The sequence below is a fragment of the Pseudomonas sp. ASL8 genome (genome assembly GCF_056680355.1).
Map to the genome: position 1 here is coordinate 3,361,253 of NZ_CM155278.1, position 18,129 is coordinate 3,379,381.

Genomic DNA, 18,129 nt, shown 5'->3' on the forward strand with positions numbered 1-18,129 from the left:
CATGGCTACTGCCGCTACCGAAAATACGTCTGTAAACGACCCAAAAGCTCAGAACGCAGTTCAGAACAAAGATCGGGATCAGAACCCGCGCAAGCGCAAGATCTGGTTGCTGGTGGTCCTGATGCTGGTGATCCTCGGCGGTCTCGGTATCTGGGGCTGGTATGAAATCTACGGGCGCTGGAACGAAAGCACCGATGACGCCTATGTAAACGGCAACGTGGTCGCCATTACGCCGCTGGTTACCGGGACGGTGGTGAGCATCGGCGCCGACGATGGCGATCTGGTCCGTGAGGGCCAGGTGCTTATCCAGTTCGACCCGAGCGATGCCGAAGTCAGCCTGCAAAGCGCCGAAGCCAATCTGGGCAAAACGGTGCGCCAGGTGCGCGGTCTTTACAGCAATGTCGACGGGATGAGGGCTCAGTTGGCCGCGCAACGGGCCGAGGTGCAGAAAGCCCAGGACAACTATAACCGCCGTAAGAATCTTGCCGCAGGCGGGGCGATCTCTCAGGAAGAGTTGTCCCATGCCCGCGACGACCTGACGACCGCGCAAAATGCGTTGAACAACGTCCAGCAGCAATTGGCTACCAGCTCCGCGCTGGTGGACGACACGGTGGTGTCCTCGCACCCGGATGTGAAAGCGGCTGCCGCGCAGGTGCGTCAGGCTTACCTGGGTAACGCCCGCAGCACCTTGATTGCGCCGGTCACCGGCTACGTGGCCAAGCGCACCGTGCAATTGGGCCAGCGGGTTCAACCCGGCACCGCGTTGATGGCGGTGATCCCGCTGAATCAGCTGTGGATCGATGCCAACTTCAAAGAAACCCAGCTGGGCAAGATGCGCATCGGTCAGCCGGTGGACATTGAGTCTGATCTGTACGGCAGTGACGTGAAGTTCAGCGGCACGGTTGACAGCCTGGGTGCCGGCACGGGTAGCGCGTTTGCCTTGCTGCCAGCGCAGAACGCCACGGGTAACTGGATCAAGATCGTACAGCGCGTGCCGGTGCGGATTCACATCAACGCTGAGCAGTTGAAAGAGCATCCGTTGCGCATTGGCCTGTCGACCGTGGTCAACGTCAACCTGCACGATCAGAGTGGCCCGGTATTGGCACAGCAACCGCCGCAGAAGGCCTCGTTCAGTACCCGTATCTACGAGGAACAACTGGCTGACGCTGACGCCCTGATCACGCGTTTAATCCACGATAACAGCGCCAACAACAGCCGAACGGTTCAGCGCTGATTCGCCAATCCGTGTGCTCCGGCCTTCTGGCCGGAGCGACGTTCAAGTGTTAAAGGATTCGCGATGAGCTCGACCGCCCCGGCCTCTTTTACGCCGCCCAGTTTGTTGATGTGCACCATCGGCCTGTCGCTGGCGACCTTTATGCAGGTGCTCGACACCACCATCGCCAACGTCGCTTTGCCGACCATCTCCGGTAATCTGGGGGTAAGTTCGGAGCAGGGCACGTGGGTCATCACCTCGTTTGCGGTCAGTAACGCGATCGCCTTGCCGCTGACCGGTTGGCTCAGCCGTCGGGTGGGTGAGGTAAAACTGTTTATCTGGGCCACCGTGCTGTTCGTGATGGCGTCGTTTTTGTGCGGGATTTCCCAGTCGATGCCCGAGCTGGTCGGCTTCCGCGTGCTGCAAGGTGTGGTCGCCGGTCCGCTGTACCCCATGACACAGACGCTATTGATTGCGGTCTATCCCCCGGCCAAAAGGGGGATGGCACTGGCATTGCTGGCGATGGTCACGGTGGTGGCGCCCATTGCCGGGCCGATCCTCGGCGGATGGATCACCGACAGCTACAGCTGGCCATGGATTTTCTTCATTAATATTCCAATCGGCCTGTTCGCTGCGTTCGTAGTGCGTACACAAATGCGCACGCGGCCGGTGGTTACCAGCCGTCAGCCCATGGATTACGTCGGCCTGCTGACATTGATTGTGGGTGTGGGTGCGTTGCAAATCGTGCTCGACAAGGGCAATGACCTGGATTGGTTCGCGTCCAGCTTCATCGTGATAGGCACCATCATTTCAGTGGTCTTCCTGGCGATATTTATCATCTGGGAAATGACCGACCGTCATCCCATCGTCAATTTGCGCCTGTTCGCCTTCCGTAACTTCCGCATCGGGACCATCACCCTGGTGGGGGGCTATGCGGGATTTTTCGGCATCAACCTGCTGCTGCCGCAATGGCTACAGACACAGATGGGGTATACCCCGACCTATGCCGGGCTGGCGGTGGCGCCCATTGGTATTCTGCCGGTGCTGATGTCGCCTTTTGTCGGAAAATACGCGCACAAATTCGACCTGCGACTGCTGGCCGGGCTGGCGTTCTTTGCGATAGGGCTGAGCTGCTTCATGCGTGCCGATTTCACCAATCAGGTTGATTTTGAGCATATTGCGCTGGTGCAACTCTTCATGGGGGCGGGCGTGGCGCTGTTCTTCATGCCGACGTTGACCATCCTGCTGTCTGACTTGCCGCCTGATCAGATCGCCGACGGTTCGGGGCTGGCGACGTTTCTGCGGAACCTGGGGGGCAGTTTTGCCGCATCGCTCACCACCTGGATCTGGATTCGGCGGGCGAATCAGCACCATGCCTATTTGAGCGAAAACATCAGCACCTACGAACCTGCGACCCGCGACGCGCTGAACAATCTGGGCGGGGCGGGCAGTCAGGCGTATGCGCAGCTTGAGGGGATGCTCAACAGCCAGGCGTACATGATGTCGACCGTCGACTACTTCCACATGCTGGGCTGGGCTTTTATGGGCTTGATCGTGCTGGTGTGGATGGCCAAACCACCGTTTACGGCGAAGGCGGGACCGCCGGCGGGGCATTGATAGGCGGACCCCGCCGCCCCGTCTGCAACCGCGTAGCAAACTGTAGGCGCGCGCTTGCCCGCGATAGGCCGGGGGTGGCGTCCGACACGAAGGACCTTCCTGCGATAGTGAATCCAGCCATTTTGCGACTGCTTCGCAGCCGATCGCGGGCAAGCACGCTCCTACAAAGGATCAGCGTTCGGATGAAAATATAATAAAATTTATTTTTATTTTTCAATGAGTTAAAGGTTGCTTGATAAGAGATACCGTCCCGTCTTCGACGCCGCGCTGTCGCGCAGCAAACTGGGTCCTGTAGGAGCTGCCGAAGGCTGCGATAAGGTCCAAAGGACCTTCAGCGGTCTCAAGAAAGCGACCGGTTCCGTCGGACGCGACCCCGCCGCGATGGCGTCAGTGAGTCAATGCCGGTACAGGCACAAAATCAAACGCCGCCAGCTGGAAACCCTGTTCATCGACCTGCAGCGCCCAGCCTTGACGATCCCAATCCCCCAGGACAATCCGCTTTGCTGCATCGTTGCCGACCTGCAGTTTATGAATTGCCGGGCGGTGGGTGTGGCCGTGGATCAGCGTGCGCACACCGTATTGCGCCATGATCCGTGGGATTTCCTCGGGCGTGACGTCGACGATGTCGTTGGCTTTCATGCGGGTCTGCGCGCGACTTTCGTTGCGCAGCTTGCGCGCCAGCTTGTGCCGGGTGCCCAAGGGCAAATGGCGCAAGACCCACAAGGTCAGCGGGTTGCGCAGGTAGCGGCGCATGCGCATGTAGGCTTCGTCGCGGGTACACAGGCTGTCGCCGTGCATCAGCAGCACAGGCTCGCCATTGAGTTGCACCACGCTTGGGTCTTTCAACAAGGTGCAGCCTGCAGCCTTGCAGAACGCGTTCCCGATCATGAAATCGCGATTGCCGTGCATCAGGAACACCTGCGTGCCGCTGTCGCTTAGTGCGCGCAGAGCTTTGCAGATCGACAGTTGGAACGGCGACATGGCGTCATCGCCGATCCATGCCTCGAAAAAATCCCCGAGGATGTACAGCGACTCGGCCGCGCGGGCCCGGCCGTCGAGTAATGCCAGAAACGCCCGGGTGATGTCCGGGCGCTGCTCTTCCAGGTGCAGATCAGAGATCAGCAATATCACTCAACGATCTCGGCTTTCACGATGATCACGTCTTCGGCAGGCACGTCCTGGTGACCCGCTTTCATGGTGGTGGCCACGCCTTTGATTTTCTCGACCACGTCCATGCCGTCTACCACTTCACCAAACACGGTGTAGCCCCAGCCTTGAACAGTCGGTGCGGTGTGGTCGAGGAAATCGTTGTCGCCCGCGTTGATGAAGAACTGCGAGGACGCCGAATGCGGCTCCATGGTGCGGGCCATGGCCACGGTGCCTTTTAGGTTGGAAAGGCCGTTGTTGGCTTCATTTTTGATCGTGGCGCGGGTTTTTTTCTGTGCCATGCCCGGCTCGAAACCGCCGCCCTGGATCATGAAGTTGCTGATCACACGATGGAATATGGTGTTGTCGTAATGGCCTTCTTTAACGTACTGCACAAAGTTGGCCACGGTTTCCGGCGCTTTATCGGCGTTCAGTTGCAGGACGATGTCGCCGTGGTTCGTGCTCAGTTTGACTTTGGACATTGTGAAAATCGCTCGTTTTGAATTCGTGGAAGGCGCGCGCGCTGGTCGCAACACCTTGACAGCTTCGGCTATGATAAGCGCTTTGATTTAGTCGGCCTACCCTGGCCGCGCACTTGTACGTTCAAGGATCCTATGAGCAAGCCCACTGACTCCACTGCGAATTCCAAGGCAGGTCCTGCTGTCCCGACCAATTTCCTGCGCGCAATCGTGCAGGCAGACCTGGACTCGGGCAAGCACACCCAGATCGTGACCCGTTTCCCGCCTGAGCCCAACGGTTACCTGCATATCGGCCACGCCAAGGCGATCTGCGTGAACTTCGGTCTGGCTCAGGAGTTCGGTGGCGTAACGCACCTGCGTTTCGATGACACCAACCCGGCCAAGGAAGACCAGGAATACATCGACGCCATCGAAAGCGACGTGAAGTGGCTGGGCTTCGAGTGGGCCGGCGAAGTGCGTTATGCCTCGCAATACTTCGATCAATTGCACGACTGGGCCGTAGAGCTGATCAAGGCGGGCAAGGCGTTCGTCTGCGACCTGAGCCCCGAGCAGTCCAAGGAATACCGCGGTAACCTGATCGAGCCTGGCAAGAACAGCCCGTTCCGTGAGCGCAGCGTCGAGGAAAACCTGGACCTGTTTGCCCGGATGAAGGCTGGCGAGTTCAAAGACGGTGAGCGTGTACTGCGGGCCAAGATCGACATGGCCTCGCCGAACATGAACCTGCGCGACCCGATCCTGTACCGCATTCGCCATGCGCATCACCATCAGACCGGCGATAAGTGGTGTATCTACCCGAACTATGACTTCACCCACGGTCAGTCGGACGCCATCGAAGGCATTACCCACTCGATCTGTACCCTTGAGTTCGAAGGCCATCGTCCGCTGTACGACTGGTTCCTGGACAACCTTCCAGTGCCGAGCCATCCGCGTCAGTACGAGTTCTCGCGTCTTAACCTGAGCTACACCGTCACCAGCAAGCGCAAGCTCAAGCAACTGGTCGACGAGAAGCACGTGCATGGCTGGGACGACCCGCGCATGTCGACCTTGTCGGGGTTCCGTCGTCGTGGCTACACCGCCGGTTCGATCCGTAACTTCTGCGAGATGGTCGGCACTAACCGTTCCGATGGCGTTGTCGATTTCGCCATGCTCGAATTCAGCATCCGCGATGACCTCGACCACAGCGCGCCGCGTGCCATGTGTGTGCTGCGTCCGCTGAAAGTCGTGATCACCAACTACCCGGAAGGTCAGGTCGAGATGCTCGAGCTGGCGCGTCACCCGAAAGAAGACATGGGGGTACGTGAACTGCCGTTTGCGCGCGAAATCTACATCGACCGTGATGACTTCATGGAAGAGCCGCCAAAAGGCTACAAGCGTCTCGAGCCCAACGGCGAAGTGCGCCTGCGTGGCAGTTACGTGATTCGCGCCGACGAAGCGATCAAGGACGCCGACGGCAACATCGTCGAACTGCGTTGCTCGTACGATCCGGAAACCCTGGGTAAAAACCCTGAAGGGCGCAAGGTCAAAGGCGTGGTGCATTGGGTGCCGGCCGCTGCAAGCCTCGAGTGCGAAGTGCGTCTGTACGATCGTCTGTTCCGCTCGCCGAGCCCGGACAAAGCGGAAGACGGCGACAGTTTCCTGGACAACATCAACCCTGATTCCCTGCAAGTGCTCACGGGTTGCCGTGCTGAGCCGTCATTGGCGCAAGCGCAGCCGGAAGACCGTTTCCAGTTCGAGCGCGAAGGTTATTTCTGCGCGGACATCAAGGACTCGAAACCCGGTCAGCCGGTGTTCAACCGTACTGTGACGCTGCGTGACTCATGGGGTCAGAGCTAAGGAATCATCGTGCTTTCAATTTACAACACGCTCACCAAGAGCAAGGAAGTCTTCAAGCCTCTGGACGGCAACAAGGTGCGGATGTACGTGTGCGGCATGACCGTGTACGACTTCTGCCACCTTGGGCATGGCCGCAGCATGGTCGCGTTCGATCTGGTCACCCGCTGGTTGCGTTTCAGTGGGTATGACTTGACCTATGTGCGCAACATCACCGATATCGACGACAAGATCATCAACCGTGCCCGTGAAAACGGCGAGTCCTTCGAGGCGCTCACTGCACGCATGATCGATGCGATGCACGAGGACGAGGCGCGGCTGAACATTTTGCCGCCGGACATGGAGCCGCGCGCGACCGATCATATCGCGGGCATGCACGCCATGATCCAGACCTTGATCGACAAAGGTTATGCCTACGCTCCGGGCAATGGCGACGTGTATTACCGCGTCGGCAAGTTTATGGGGTACGGCAAGCTGTCGCGCAAGAAGATCGAAGACCTGCGCATCGGTGCGCGGATCGAAGTGGATGAGTCCAAGGACGATCCGCTGGACTTCGTGCTGTGGAAGGGCGTCAAGCCGGGCGAACCGAGCTGGGAGTCGCCGTGGGGCGCAGGGCGTCCGGGCTGGCACATCGAATGCTCGGTGATGTCGACTTGCTGCCTGGGCGAGACCTTCGATATTCATGGCGGCGGCAACGATCTAGAGTTCCCGCACCACGAAAACGAAATCGCCCAGAGCGAGGCGGCCACTGGCAAGCCTTACGCCAATGCCTGGATGCACTGCGGCATGATCCGCATCAATGGCGAGAAGATGTCCAAGTCCTTGAACAACTTCTTCACCATTCGCGACGTGCTGGAGAAATACCAGCCGGAAGTGGTGCGTTATCTGCTGGTGTCCAGCCATTACCGCAGCTCGATCAACTACTCCGAAGACAGCCTGAAAGAGTCCAAGGGCGCGCTGGAGCGTTTCTATCACGCCCTTAAAGGCTTGCCTGCCGTAGCGCCTGCCGGTGGCGACGCGTTCGTCGAGCGTTTCTCTGCGGCGATGAACGACGACTTCGGCACGCCGGAAGCCTGCGCGGTGCTGTTCGAGATGGTGCGCGAAATCAACCGTCTGCGTGACACCGATCTGGCGGCTGCTGCGGGTTTGGCGGCACGTCTGAAAGAGTTGGCCAGTGTGTTGGGTGTTTTGCAGCTCGAGGCGGATGACTTTTTGCGTGCAGGCGCAGAGGGTCGGGTCGATGCGGTTGAAGTCGAAGCGCTGATTCAGGCTCGATTGAGTGCTCGTGCCAACAAGGACTGGGCTGAATCGGACCGCATTCGCGACCAACTCACGGCGATGGGCGTGGTGTTGGAAGACGGCAAAGGCGGTACGACCTGGCGTTTGGCGGACTGACTGACTGTTGAGTCATGAAAAACGGCACCCGAGGGTGCCGTTTTTTATGCCTGATCCCGGGCACTCAGACGTGCAGGGTTTCCGCAGCGTACAAGGTGTTTTCCAGTAGGCAGGCACGGGTCATCGGGCCAACGCCGCCCGGTACCGGAGTGATCCAGCCAGCGCGGGGCAGGGCGGTTTCATACACTACGTCGCCGACCAGCTTGCCGTTTTCCTGGCGATTGATGCCAACGTCGATCACGATGGCGCCTTCCTTGATCCACTCACCTTTGACCAGGCCGGGTTTGCCGGCAGCGACAATCACGAGATCCGCACGGCCCACATGGCCTGGCAGGTCGCGAGTGAAGCGGTGGGTCACGGTGACCGTGCAGCCCGCGAGCAACAGTTCCATCGCCATCGGGCGGCCGACGATGTTGCTGGCGCCGACGATGACTGCGTCCATCCCGTAAAGATCGACACCGGTGCTTTCCAGCAAGGCCATGATGCCCTTGGGGGTGCATGGGCGCAGCAGGGGGATGCGTTGCGCCAGCCGACCGACGTTATAAGGATGGAAGCCATCCACGTCTTTGTCCGGGCGAATGCGCTCCAGCAGTTTTGAGGCATCCAGATGCGCGGGCAGTGGCAGTTGCACCAGGATGCCGTCGATATTCGGATCGTCGTTGAGGCGATCGATCAGGTCGGTCAGCTCATCCTGCGAGGTGTCGGTAGGCAAGTCATAGGCTTTGGAGTTGAAGCCGACTTCTTCACAGTCTTTACGCTTGTGCGAGACATAAACCTGGGACGCGGGGTCGTTGCCAACCAGAATCACCGCGAGGCCCGGTGTCCGCAGGCCCTGTTCGCGACGCTCGGTGACACGTTTAGCGATCTGCTGGCGCAGGCCGGCTGCGATCGCTTTACCGTCGATTAGTTTTGCTGTCATGACGCGTGATTAACCATCGAAAGGGATTGAAAAAGAGCGCGCATTCTCGCATGCCGTGGCGCGAGGGCAAAGGCGCTTGGTCTGTATATTCCTCTAACTCCTTTATCTAACTGAATTTTTTTCGAAAAAGAGTTGACGACCTCGGGGCTCGTCTATAAGATTCGTCGCACTTGTCGGGCACAGCCTAGCACTGGTTAAGAATGTCGGGCAGAGTTGTAGATTGGCTCAGCGTGACTGAAGCTCTTAATTTGTAATCGGTTAATGAATACAGATTAAATAAGCGCCCGTAGCTCAGTTGGATAGAGCATCCGCCTTCTAAGCGGATGGTCGCAGGTTCGAGTCCTGCCGGGTGCGCCATTTAGGCAACTTTGGCACAAGTAATGTTACATCGGTCACACGCTATATGGTGGGCGTAGCTCAGTTGGTAGAGCACGGGATTGTGACTCCCGTTGTCGAGGGTTCGATCCCCTTCGTCCACCCCATATTCGAAAGGCGCCTGACTTAAAAATCAGGCGCCTTTGCTTTAAAGGCTTGAAGCGCGGACGTGGTGGAATTGGTAGACACACTGGATTTAGGTTCCAGCGCCGAAAGGTGTGAGAGTTCGAGTCTCTCCGTCCGCACCAAGATACAAGCTTTGTGAAATGCCCGCGGCATTCATAAAGCAACAGAAAGCCGCCTAGTGCGGCTTTTTTTTGTTTCGGAATATTGAAAATTTCGCCCGGCGCGACCACCCGCTTCGTCCGTTTTTACTGGCGTTCGGCGGTTTTTTGGTTGATATAAAGGGCAGGCTGCGCACCAGGGGTTCCTTATATAGGGTGTGCCAGACGCGTCGCTTGCTGCCTTGCGTCAATCGTTCGCAATGGGCGTCGTCGCCCCCCTGCCGGCTGCTTGAATTCATGCTGCTTACTTACCCTTTTCAGTGGGGTGACTTCTTGAGTTTGACCCACTAGAATGCATGCCCTTGATTCTGGGGTCGGAAACGGCCGGCTAACGTCTGTGCAACGAGGAATATCCATGCAAGTTTCTGTTGAAAATACTTCCGCTCTTGAGCGCCGCATGACCATTGGCGTGCCTGCCGAACGCATCGAGACTGAAGTCAACAAGCGTCTGCAGCAGACTGCCCGTAAAGCTAAGATCCCGGGCTTCCGTCCTGGCAAAGTGCCTATGAGCGTGATCCGTCAGCGTTATGAAGACGGCGCTCGTCAGGAAGCACTGGGCGATCTGATTCAGGCAACGTTTTACGAAGCAGTGGTTGAGCAGAAGCTCAATCCAGCTGGCGCACCTTCTGTAGAGCCAAAAACCTTTGAAAAAGGTAAAGACCTGGAATACGTGGCTACTTTTGAAGTATTCCCGGAATTCACGGTTGCAGGCTTCGAGTCCATCGCTGTCGAGCGTCTGAGTGCAGACGTGGCTGACGCCGATCTGGACAAAATGCTGGAAATCCTGCGCAAGCAAAATGTTCGTTTCGAAGTCACTGAGCGTGCTGCTCAGAACGAAGATCAACTGAACATCGATTTCGTTGGCAAGGTTGATGGCGAAGTGTTTGCTGGCGGCTCTGCCAAAGGTACTCAGCTGGTGCTGGGTTCCGGTCGTATGATCCCTGGCTTCGAAGACGGTCTGGTTGGCGCTAAAGCCGGCGAAGAGCGTGTTCTGAACCTGACCTTCCCGGAAAACTACCAGAACCTGGAGCTGGCCAATAAAGCCGCCGAGTTCACCGTGACGGTCAACACTGTTTCCGAGCCTAAATTGCCTGAGCTGAACGAAGAGTTCTTCACTCAGTTCGGCATCAAGGAAACAGGCATCGACGGTTTCCGTACCGAAGTTCGCAAGAACATGGACCGTGAGCTGCGTCAGGCGATCAAGTCCAAGGTCAAGAACCAGGTGATGGACGGCTTGCTGGCCTCCAACCCGATCGAAGTGCCTAAAGCACTGCTCGAAAACGAAGTGAACCGTCTGCGCGTGCAGGCTGTTCAGCAGTTCGGCGGTAACATCAAGCCGGATCAACTGCCAGCCGAGCTGTTCGAAGAACAAGCCAAGCGCCGTGTAGAGCTGGGCCTGATCGTTGCTGAAGTGGTCAAGCAGTTCGATCTCAAGCCTGATGACGCTCGTGTTCGCGAGATGATTCAGGAAATGGCATCGGCTTACCAAGAGCCTGAGCAGGTCGTGTCCTGGTACTACAAGAACGACCAGCAGCTGAACGAAGTGCGTTCGGTTGTGCTGGAAGAACAAGTTGTGGATACTGTTTTGCAGAAAGCTAGCGTGACCGACAAATCGGTCTCTTACGAAGAAGCAGTCAAGCCGGTAGAAGCTCCACAAGCCGACTGATTTTTTCTCTCGTTCGAAAACACCCATAAGCCAGCCTTCGTGCTGGCTTATGTGTATTCAAGAAATGACTATTTGGGAGTGAATGCGAGACATGTCCCGCAATTCTTATATTCAGCAGAACTCTGACATCCAGGCCGCTGGCGGCCTGGTCCCGATGGTTATCGAGCAGTCCGCCCGTGGCGAACGCGCCTATGACATCTACTCGCGCCTCCTCAAGGAGCGGGTGATCTTTCTGGTAGGTCCGGTAGAAGACTACATGGCCAACCTGATTGCGGCGCAGCTGTTGTTCCTTGAAGCCGAAAACCCGGACAAGGACATCCATCTCTACATCAACTCACCAGGCGGTTCGGTGACTGCGGGCATGTCGATCTACGACACCATGCAGTTCATCAAGCCAGACGTGTCGACCATTTGCATCGGTCAGGCCTGCAGCATGGGTGCTTTCCTGCTGGCTGGCGGCGCCGCTAAAAAGCGTTACTGCCTGCCAAACTCGCGAATGATGATTCACCAGCCACTGGGCGGTTTTCAGGGGCAGGCATCGGATATTGATATCCATGCCAAGGAAATCCTGTCCATTCGTGCTCGCTTGAATGAAATTCTCGCGCACCACACCGGGCAAACGATTGAGACCATCGAGCAAGACACCAATCGGGATAACTTCATGGGCGCCGAGCGCGCTGCTGAATATGGTTTGATCGATCAGGTTCTTACTCAGCGTCAAATGGCTCGCTAAGCAGCTCAATCGTAGGTGGTTGGAACAACTGGCCACCTGCGGACTTGAAAAAGCCCGCAATAGCCTTCATCTTGTGTTGCAAGCCTACCGGATTGGATCGATCGAATGACTGACACCCGCAACGGCGAGGACAACGGCAAATTGCTCTATTGCTCCTTCTGTGGCAAAAGCCAGCATGAAGTGCGCAAATTGATTGCCGGCCCCTCGGTTTTTATCTGCGACGAGTGCGTCGACCTGTGCAACGACATCATCCGTGAGGAGGTGCAAGAAGCTCAGGCCGAAAGCAGCGCGCATAAATTACCATCGCCTAAAGAAATCAGCGGCATCCTTGATCAGTATGTGATTGGTCAAGAACGTGCAAAAAAGGTTCTGGCAGTAGCGGTGTACAACCACTACAAGCGTTTGAACCAGCGCGACAAGAAGAATGATGATGTTGAACTCGGTAAAAGCAACATCCTGCTGATCGGCCCAACGGGCTCCGGCAAGACGCTGCTCGCTGAAACATTGGCTCGTTTGCTCAATGTGCCGTTCACCATCGCTGACGCCACCACCCTGACCGAAGCTGGTTATGTGGGTGAGGACGTGGAAAACATCATTCAGAAGCTGTTGCAGAAATGTGACTACGACGTAGAAAAAGCCCAGATGGGCATTGTCTACATCGATGAAATCGACAAGATTTCGCGCAAATCCGACAACCCTTCGATTACTCGCGATGTTTCCGGCGAGGGCGTGCAGCAAGCCTTGCTGAAGCTGATTGAAGGCACCGTGGCTTCCGTTCCTCCTCAAGGGGGTCGCAAGCATCCACAGCAGGAATTCCTGCAGGTGGACACACGTAACATCCTGTTTATCTGCGGTGGCGCTTTCTCGGGCCTCGAAAAGGTTATCCAGAGCCGTTCCACTCGCGGCGGCATCGGCTTCAATGCCGAGGTACGCAGCAAGGAGGAAGGCAAGAAGGTTGGCGAATCGCTGCGTGAGGTTGAGCCTGACGATCTGGTCAAGTTCGGTCTGATCCCAGAGTTCGTGGGCCGTCTGCCGGTTCTGGCGACGTTGGACGAATTGGATGAGGCTGCTCTGATGCAGATTCTCACCGAGCCGAAAAACGCGTTGACCAAGCAGTATGCAAAACTGTTCGAAATGGAAGGTGTGGAACTCGAGTTCCGTGCTGACGCACTGAAGTCGATCGCCAAACGCGCACTTGAGCGCAAAACAGGCGCTCGCGGTCTGCGTTCCATTCTCGAAGGTGTTCTGCTCGACACCATGTACGAGATCCCCTCGCAGTCCGAGGTGAGCAAGGTGGTGATCGATGAGAGCGTCATCGAGGGCACGTCCAAGCCGTTGTTGATTTACGAAAACAGCGAGCCGGTTGCCAAGGCTGCCCCAGACGCGTAAGCGAAACTGCTGCGTTGACAGGTAATAAAGAGGGGGCCTTCGGGCCCCTTTTGCTTTTCCTGCGTCAGAGCTTGTTTTTTTAAGACGCTACCCCCATCTTGACTTCAAGCTAACTTCCATATGTTCCGGCCTTATGGCCGCCGTAGAGGCGAAATCATGAAGACCACCATAGAATTGCCTCTCTTGCCATTGCGCGATGTCGTGGTTTATCCGCACATGGTTATCCCGCTGTTTGTGGGGCGCGAGAAATCTATCGAAGCCCTCGAGGCCGCGATGACGGGGGATAAGCAGATTCTTTTGCTCGCGCAAAGAAATCCTGCAGACGATGATCCAGGTGAAGAGGCGCTTTATAGCGTCGGCACCGTTGCAACCGTATTGCAGCTGCTCAAGTTGCCTGATGGCACCGTTAAGGTGTTGGTCGAAGGCGAGCAGCGTGGCACCGTCGAACGCTTCATTGAGGTCGATGGCCATTGCCGCGCTGAAGTGACGTTGATCGACGAGGTCGATGCACCTGACCGCGAATCTGAAGTGTTCGTGCGCAGCTTGCTGGCCCAGTTCGAGCAGTATGTGCAGTTGGGCAAAAAAGTCCCGGCTGAAGTCTTGTCATCTCTCAATAGCATTGATGAGCCGGGCCGCCTGGTCGATACCATGGCTGCGCACATGGCGCTGAAAATCGAGCAGAAGCAGGCCATTCTTGAAATCGTCGATCTGCCTGCACGGGTAGAGCACGTACTGGCTTTGCTGGATGCTGAAATTGATCTGTTGCAGGTCGAGAAGCGTATTCGCGGCCGCGTCAAAAAGCAGATGGAGCGCAGCCAGCGCGAGTACTACCTGAATGAGCAGATGAAGGCCATTCAGAAAGAGCTGGGCGACAGTGACGAAGGTCACAACGAAATCGAAGAGCTGAAAAAACGCATCGACGCTGCCGGCTTGCCTAAGGATGCCTTGACCAAAGCGCTGGCTGAGCTGAACAAGCTCAAGCAAATGTCGCCGATGTCGGCTGAAGCGACCGTGGTGCGTACCTACATCGACTGGTTGGTGCAAGTGCCGTGGAAGGCTCAGAGCAAGGTGCGTCTGGACCTGGCTCGCGCTGAAGACATTCTTGATGCCGACCACTATGGTCTGGATGAGGTCAAGGAACGCATCCTTGAATACCTCGCCGTGCAAAAACGCGTGAAGAAAATTCGCGGTCCGGTTTTGTGCCTGGTAGGTCCACCGGGTGTGGGTAAAACGTCTCTAGCAGAGTCGATTGCCAATGCGACTAACCGCAAGTTCGTGCGGATGGCCCTCGGTGGTGTGCGTGATGAAGCGGAAATTCGTGGTCATCGCCGGACATATATCGGTTCCATGCCGGGAAGATTGATACAAAAGATGACAAAAGTGGGCGTGCGCAACCCGCTGTTCCTGCTCGATGAAATCGACAAAATGGGCAGCGATATGCGTGGCGATCCCGCTTCTGCATTGCTGGAAGTGCTCGACCCTGAGCAGAACCACAACTTTAACGACCATTACCTGGAAGTCGATTACGACCTTTCCGACGTGATGTTCCTGTGCACCGCGAACTCGATGAACATTCCTGCGGCATTGCTGGACCGGATGGAAGTCATCCGTCTGCCTGGCTATACCGAAGACGAAAAAATCAACATCGCGGTCAAATACCTGTCGCCAAAACAGATTCAGGCCAACGGCTTGAAGAAAGGCGAGGTTGAGATAGACGAGGAAGCGATTCGCGACATCGTCCGCTACTACACCCGTGAAGCCGGCGTGCGGAGCCTGGAGCGGCAAATCGCCAAGATCTGCCGCAAGGCGGTCAAGGAACACTCGCTGGAAAAACGCTTCCAGGTCCGTGTTACCGCGGAAATGCTTGAGCATTTCCTGGGTGTGCGCAAATTCAGCTACGGTTTGGCCGAGCAACAGGATCAAATCGGACAGGTGACAGGCTTGGCGTGGACGTCGGTGGGCGGCGAATTGTTGACCATCGAAGCGGCCGTAGTGCCTGGCAAAGGTCAGTTGATCAAGACCGGTTCACTGGGTGATGTGATGGTCGAATCCATCACGGCTGCCCTGACCGTTGTGCGCAGTCGTGCGAAAAGCCTGGGAATCCCCGTGGACTTCCATGAGAAGCGTGACGTTCATATCCACATGCCAGAAGGGGCCACCCCGAAAGACGGCCCTAGCGCTGGCGTAGGCATGTGCACGGCCCTTGTTTCAGCGCTGACACAGATCCCGGTCCGTGCCGACGTGGCAATGACCGGTGAAATCACCCTGCGGGGGCAGGTTCTGGCCATCGGCGGTTTGAAGGAAAAACTGCTTGCGGCACACCGTGGCGGAATCAAAACGGTGATCATTCCCGAGGAAAACGTACGGGACTTGAAAGAGATTCCGGACAATATCAAACGGGACCTGCAGATTAAACCGGTTAAATGGATTGACGAGGTCCTGCAAATTGCGCTGCAATACGCGCCGGAGCCCTTGCCGGATGTGGCCCCGGAGATGGTTGCAAAGGACGAAAAGCGCGAGACTGACTCTAAGGAGAGAATCAGCACGCATTAGCCTGAATGGCCTTCCTTGACAGCTTTTTAGAGCCCTTGTTATAAAGCGGCTCTTTAAAGTGTCTGTAGGCCATTCAGCACTCGTTTTTGTCTACACCAAAAAACTTAGAAACATACTCAATATAGATATAAGGGGACTTAGAGTGAACAAGTCGGAACTGATTGATGCTATCGCTGCATCTGCTGATATCCCGAAAGCTGCTGCTGGCCGTGCGCTGGACGCAGTAATCGAATCCGTCACTGGCGCTCTGAAGGCTGGCGACTCTGTGGTATTGGTTGGGTTTGGTACTTTCTCCGTAACAGATCGTCCTGCTCGTATCGGTCGTAACCCGCAGACCGGTAAGACGCTGGAAATCGCAGCAGCCAAAAAACCAGGTTTCAAAGCCGGTAAAGCCCTGAAAGAAGCTGTTAACTAAGTTTCTTTCAAGCCTTTGCCCATCCAGGACCTGGTCATTCTTGTCCTGGCAGCGGAGCGGTAGTTCAGTCGGTTAGAATACCGGCCTGTCACGCCGGGGGTCGCGGGTTCGAGTCCCGTCCGCTCCGCCAGTTACGAGAAGGCGCATCCTCGGATGCGCCTTTCTTCTATCCGGATTCCACCCACGCTCCGCGGTTGGTTAATCTTTACAACCGTTCTGGGGGACGCATGCTGCAAAATATCAGGGACAATTCCCAAGGCTGGATTGCCAAGACGATCATCGGGGTCATCGTGGCATTGATGGCCTTGACTGGTTTTGACGCCATTTTCAGGGCCACCAGCACGAGTCAGGATGCTGCCAAGGTCAATGGTGAAGAAATCACGACAAACGAGCTGAGTCAGGCGGTCGATATGCAACGCCGTCAGCTGATTCAGCAGTTGGGCAAGGATTTCGATCCTGCGCTGCTGGATGACAAAATGTTGCACGACGCAGCCTTGAAAGGGCTGGTTGATCGCAAGTTGTTGCTGCAAGGTGCAGCCGATTCGAAATTTGCTTTCTCCGAAGCGGCTCTGGATCAGCAGATTTTGCAGACACCTGAATTTCAGGTAGACGGCAAATTCAGCGCTGACCGTTTCGATCAGGTGATTCGTCAACTGGGCTTCAGCCGTTTGCAATTCCGCCAAATGCTGACCCAGGAAATGCTCATTGGTCAGTTGCGTGCCGGTCTGGCAGGCAGCGCTTTCGTGACCGATGCTCAGGTTGATGCGTTCGCTCGTCTGGAAAAACAGACTCGCGATTTCGCCACGCTGACATTCAAGGCTGACATTGCTGCCGCGAAAGTGACCGACGATGAAGTCAAAGCGCATTACGACGAACACGCCAAAGAGTTCATGAGTCCGGAGCAGGTCGTACTCGACTACATCGAATTGAAGAAGTCTTCTTTCTTCGATCAGGTTGCAGTCAAGGACGCCGATTTGCAGGCGGCTTATCAGAAAGAAATCGGCAACCTTGCCGAGCAGCGTCGTGCTGCGCACATTCTGATCGAAGTGAATGACAAACTGAACGAAGCTCAGGCCAAAGCGAAGGTTGAAGAGATTCAACAGCGTCTGGCCAAAGGTGAGGATTTCGCAGCCCTGGCCAAGGAGTTTTCCCAGGACCCGGGTTCGTCCAGCAAAGGTGGTGACCTGGGTTACGCGGGCAAGGGTGTCTATGATCCGGCTTTCGAAAAGGCGCTGTATGACCTGAAGAAAGATCAGGTCTCGGGGCCGGTACGCAGCGACTACGGTTGGCACTTGATCAAGTTGTTGGGCGTTGAAGCACCGTCGGTGCCGAGCTTCGCCAGCTTGAAAGACAAGCTCACCCACGAATTGAAAAGCCAGCAGGTCGAGCAGCGTTTCGTTGACGTGACCAAGCAGCTTGAAGATTCGGCGTTCGAAGCGTCCGATCTGGTGCAGCCTGCTCAAGAGCTGAAACTGAAAGTGCAAACCACTGCGCCATTTGGTCGTGAGGGCGGTGAAGGCCTGACCTCCAACCGTGCAGTGATCCAGGCCGCGTTCAGCCCGGAAGTGCTTGAAGAAGGCTCCAACAGTGCACCGCTGGAACTTGATCCGGAAACGGTTGTGGTCGTACGGATGAAGGAACACCGTCAGCCAGAGCAGTTGCCGCTTGAAAGCGTTGCCAGCAGCATTCGTGCACAGCTGATCAAGAATCACGCCACTGAAGCGGTCAAGACCAAGGGTGCCGAGCTGGTTACAGGTCTGCGTGATGGCAAGATCGCTCTTGCTGCGAAGCAGAACGGTCAAAGCTGGAAAGTCCTGGAAGCGGTCACCCGCAGTCAGGAAGGCATCGATCCGGTGGTTCTGCAGGCGTTGTTCCGCATGCCCAAGCCTCTAGGCAAGGACAAGCCGTCCTACACCAGCCTGACGTTGGCTGATGGCAGCTTCGTGGTGGTGCGTCTTAATGGTGTCAACGAAGCCGCAGCGCCGACAGCTGATGAGAAGGCCCAGTACCGTCGCTTCCTCGCCTCGCGTGCCGGCCAGCAGGATTTCGCTGCTTACCGCGCACAGCTGCAAAGCAAAGCGAAGATCACCCGTTACTGACGTCTGATCCCGCGAC

At 56.6% G+C, this 18,129-nt stretch carries 13 protein-coding genes and 4 tRNA genes; 14 read left to right on the forward strand and 3 right to left on the reverse strand.

Annotated elements, in window-relative coordinates; all coding sequences use genetic code 11:
* The first annotated feature begins 1 nt into the window (after position 1).
* Together AC1MEA_RS15510 and AC1MEA_RS15515 are read left to right on the forward strand one after the other, a co-directional pair.
* Complete coding sequence (locus tag AC1MEA_RS15510; RefSeq protein WP_480416687.1) at positions 2 to 1,234, forward strand: EmrA/EmrK family multidrug efflux transporter periplasmic adaptor subunit; 1,233 nt, start codon at positions 2 to 4, stop codon at positions 1,232 to 1,234.
* 63 nt (positions 1,235 to 1,297) lie between these two features.
* On the forward strand, positions 1,298 to 2,830 hold the full coding sequence (locus tag AC1MEA_RS15515) for a DHA2 family efflux MFS transporter permease subunit (protein WP_219061483.1): 1,533 nt from the start codon (positions 1,298 to 1,300) through the stop codon (positions 2,828 to 2,830).
* A gap of 387 nt (positions 2,831 to 3,217) precedes the next feature.
* Here the strand turns inward: AC1MEA_RS15515 and AC1MEA_RS15520 are convergent, their stop codons facing one another.
* Positions 3,218 to 3,961: a UDP-2,3-diacylglucosamine diphosphatase gene (locus AC1MEA_RS15520; protein ID WP_480416688.1), complete on the reverse strand. Its 744-nt coding sequence runs from the start codon at positions 3,959 to 3,961 to the stop codon at positions 3,218 to 3,220.
* Positions 3,958 to 4,458, reverse strand: coding sequence for a peptidylprolyl isomerase (locus AC1MEA_RS15525; RefSeq protein ID WP_480416689.1), 501 nt, complete (start codon positions 4,456 to 4,458; stop codon positions 3,958 to 3,960). The genes AC1MEA_RS15520 and AC1MEA_RS15525 overlap by 4 nt, the downstream gene beginning before the upstream one ends.
* A 132-nt stretch (positions 4,459 to 4,590) precedes the next feature.
* Here AC1MEA_RS15525 and AC1MEA_RS15530 point away from each other — a divergent pair, with 132 nt between their 5' ends.
* Complete coding sequence (locus AC1MEA_RS15530) at positions 4,591 to 6,288, forward strand: glutamine--tRNA ligase/YqeY domain fusion protein (protein WP_480416690.1); 1,698 nt, start codon at positions 4,591 to 4,593, stop codon at positions 6,286 to 6,288.
* Between the two features lie 9 nt (positions 6,289 to 6,297).
* Positions 6,298 to 7,680 (forward strand): cysteine--tRNA ligase, encoded by a 1,383-nt coding sequence (cysS, locus tag AC1MEA_RS15535; protein ID WP_449634946.1) that lies wholly within the window; start codon positions 6,298 to 6,300, stop codon positions 7,678 to 7,680.
* A gap of 64 nt (positions 7,681 to 7,744) precedes the next feature.
* Here cysS and folD read toward each other — a convergent pair whose 3' ends face one another.
* The gene (folD, locus tag AC1MEA_RS15540; protein ID WP_480416691.1) at positions 7,745 to 8,599 is read right to left on the reverse strand and encodes a bifunctional methylenetetrahydrofolate dehydrogenase/methenyltetrahydrofolate cyclohydrolase FolD; all 855 of its coding nucleotides are present in this window, start codon (positions 8,597 to 8,599) and stop codon (positions 7,745 to 7,747) included.
* A gap of 280 nt (positions 8,600 to 8,879) precedes the next feature.
* Between folD and AC1MEA_RS15545 the strand changes: the two genes are divergently transcribed.
* The 10 genes from AC1MEA_RS15545 (at position 8,880) to AC1MEA_RS15590 (ending at position 18,113) form a co-directional block, all read left to right on the forward strand.
* Positions 8,880 to 8,956 (forward strand) — tRNA-Arg (locus AC1MEA_RS15545).
* Between the two features lie 49 nt (positions 8,957 to 9,005).
* Positions 9,006 to 9,081 (forward strand) — tRNA-His (locus AC1MEA_RS15550).
* Between the two features lie 56 nt (positions 9,082 to 9,137).
* Positions 9,138 to 9,222: transfer RNA gene (locus tag AC1MEA_RS15555), tRNA-Leu, on the forward strand.
* Positions 9,223 to 9,613: 391 nt separating this feature from the next.
* Positions 9,614 to 10,924 carry a trigger factor gene (tig, locus tag AC1MEA_RS15560; protein ID WP_219061477.1) on the forward strand — a complete coding sequence of 437 codons (1,311 nt, stop codon included), beginning with the start codon at positions 9,614 to 9,616 and terminating at the stop codon, positions 10,922 to 10,924.
* A 91-nt stretch (positions 10,925 to 11,015) separates the two neighbouring features.
* Entirely contained in the window at positions 11,016 to 11,657 is a 642-nt protein-coding gene (gene clpP / locus AC1MEA_RS15565) for an ATP-dependent Clp endopeptidase proteolytic subunit ClpP (protein WP_480416692.1), read from the forward strand.
* Between the two features lie 105 nt (positions 11,658 to 11,762).
* A complete protein-coding gene (gene clpX / locus AC1MEA_RS15570; protein WP_219061475.1) occupies positions 11,763 to 13,046 on the forward strand; it encodes an ATP-dependent Clp protease ATP-binding subunit ClpX in 1,284 nt (427 codons plus the stop codon).
* A gap of 156 nt (positions 13,047 to 13,202) precedes the next feature.
* Positions 13,203 to 15,599, forward strand: a complete 2,397-nt coding sequence (gene lon, locus AC1MEA_RS15575) for an endopeptidase La (protein ID WP_219061474.1) — start codon at positions 13,203 to 13,205, stop codon at positions 15,597 to 15,599.
* 142 nt (positions 15,600 to 15,741) lie between these two features.
* Complete coding sequence (locus AC1MEA_RS15580) at positions 15,742 to 16,014, forward strand: HU family DNA-binding protein (protein ID WP_002552737.1); 273 nt, start codon at positions 15,742 to 15,744, stop codon at positions 16,012 to 16,014.
* Between the two features lie 53 nt (positions 16,015 to 16,067).
* Positions 16,068 to 16,144: transfer RNA gene (locus tag AC1MEA_RS15585), tRNA-Asp, on the forward strand.
* A gap of 97 nt (positions 16,145 to 16,241) precedes the next feature.
* On the forward strand, positions 16,242 to 18,113 hold the full coding sequence (locus AC1MEA_RS15590; RefSeq protein ID WP_219061473.1) for a SurA N-terminal domain-containing protein: 1,872 nt from the start codon (positions 16,242 to 16,244) through the stop codon (positions 18,111 to 18,113).
* Positions 18,114 to 18,129: the final 16 nt, after the last annotated feature.

Excerpts from the sequence above, each read along its gene's own strand:
- AC1MEA_RS15510 (WP_480416687.1), top strand. The coding sequence starts at position 2 with ATGGCTACTGCCGCTACCGAAAATACGTCTGTAAACGACCCAAAAGCT.
- AC1MEA_RS15515 (WP_219061483.1), top strand. The coding sequence starts at position 1,298 with ATGAGCTCGACCGCCCCGGCCTCTTTTACGCCGCCCAGTTTGTTGATG.
- AC1MEA_RS15525 (WP_480416689.1), bottom strand. The coding sequence starts at position 4,458 with ATGTCCAAAGTCAAACTGAGCACGAACCACGGCGACATCGTCCTGCAA.
- AC1MEA_RS15530 (WP_480416690.1), top strand. The coding sequence starts at position 4,591 with ATGAGCAAGCCCACTGACTCCACTGCGAATTCCAAGGCAGGTCCTGCT.
- folD (WP_480416691.1), bottom strand. The coding sequence starts at position 8,599 with ATGACAGCAAAACTAATCGACGGTAAAGCGATCGCAGCCGGCCTGCGC.
- tig (WP_219061477.1), top strand. The coding sequence starts at position 9,614 with ATGCAAGTTTCTGTTGAAAATACTTCCGCTCTTGAGCGCCGCATGACC.
- clpP (WP_480416692.1), top strand. The coding sequence starts at position 11,016 with ATGTCCCGCAATTCTTATATTCAGCAGAACTCTGACATCCAGGCCGCT.
- clpX (WP_219061475.1), top strand. The coding sequence starts at position 11,763 with ATGACTGACACCCGCAACGGCGAGGACAACGGCAAATTGCTCTATTGC.
- lon (WP_219061474.1), top strand. The coding sequence starts at position 13,203 with ATGAAGACCACCATAGAATTGCCTCTCTTGCCATTGCGCGATGTCGTG.
- AC1MEA_RS15590 (WP_219061473.1), top strand. The coding sequence starts at position 16,242 with ATGCTGCAAAATATCAGGGACAATTCCCAAGGCTGGATTGCCAAGACG.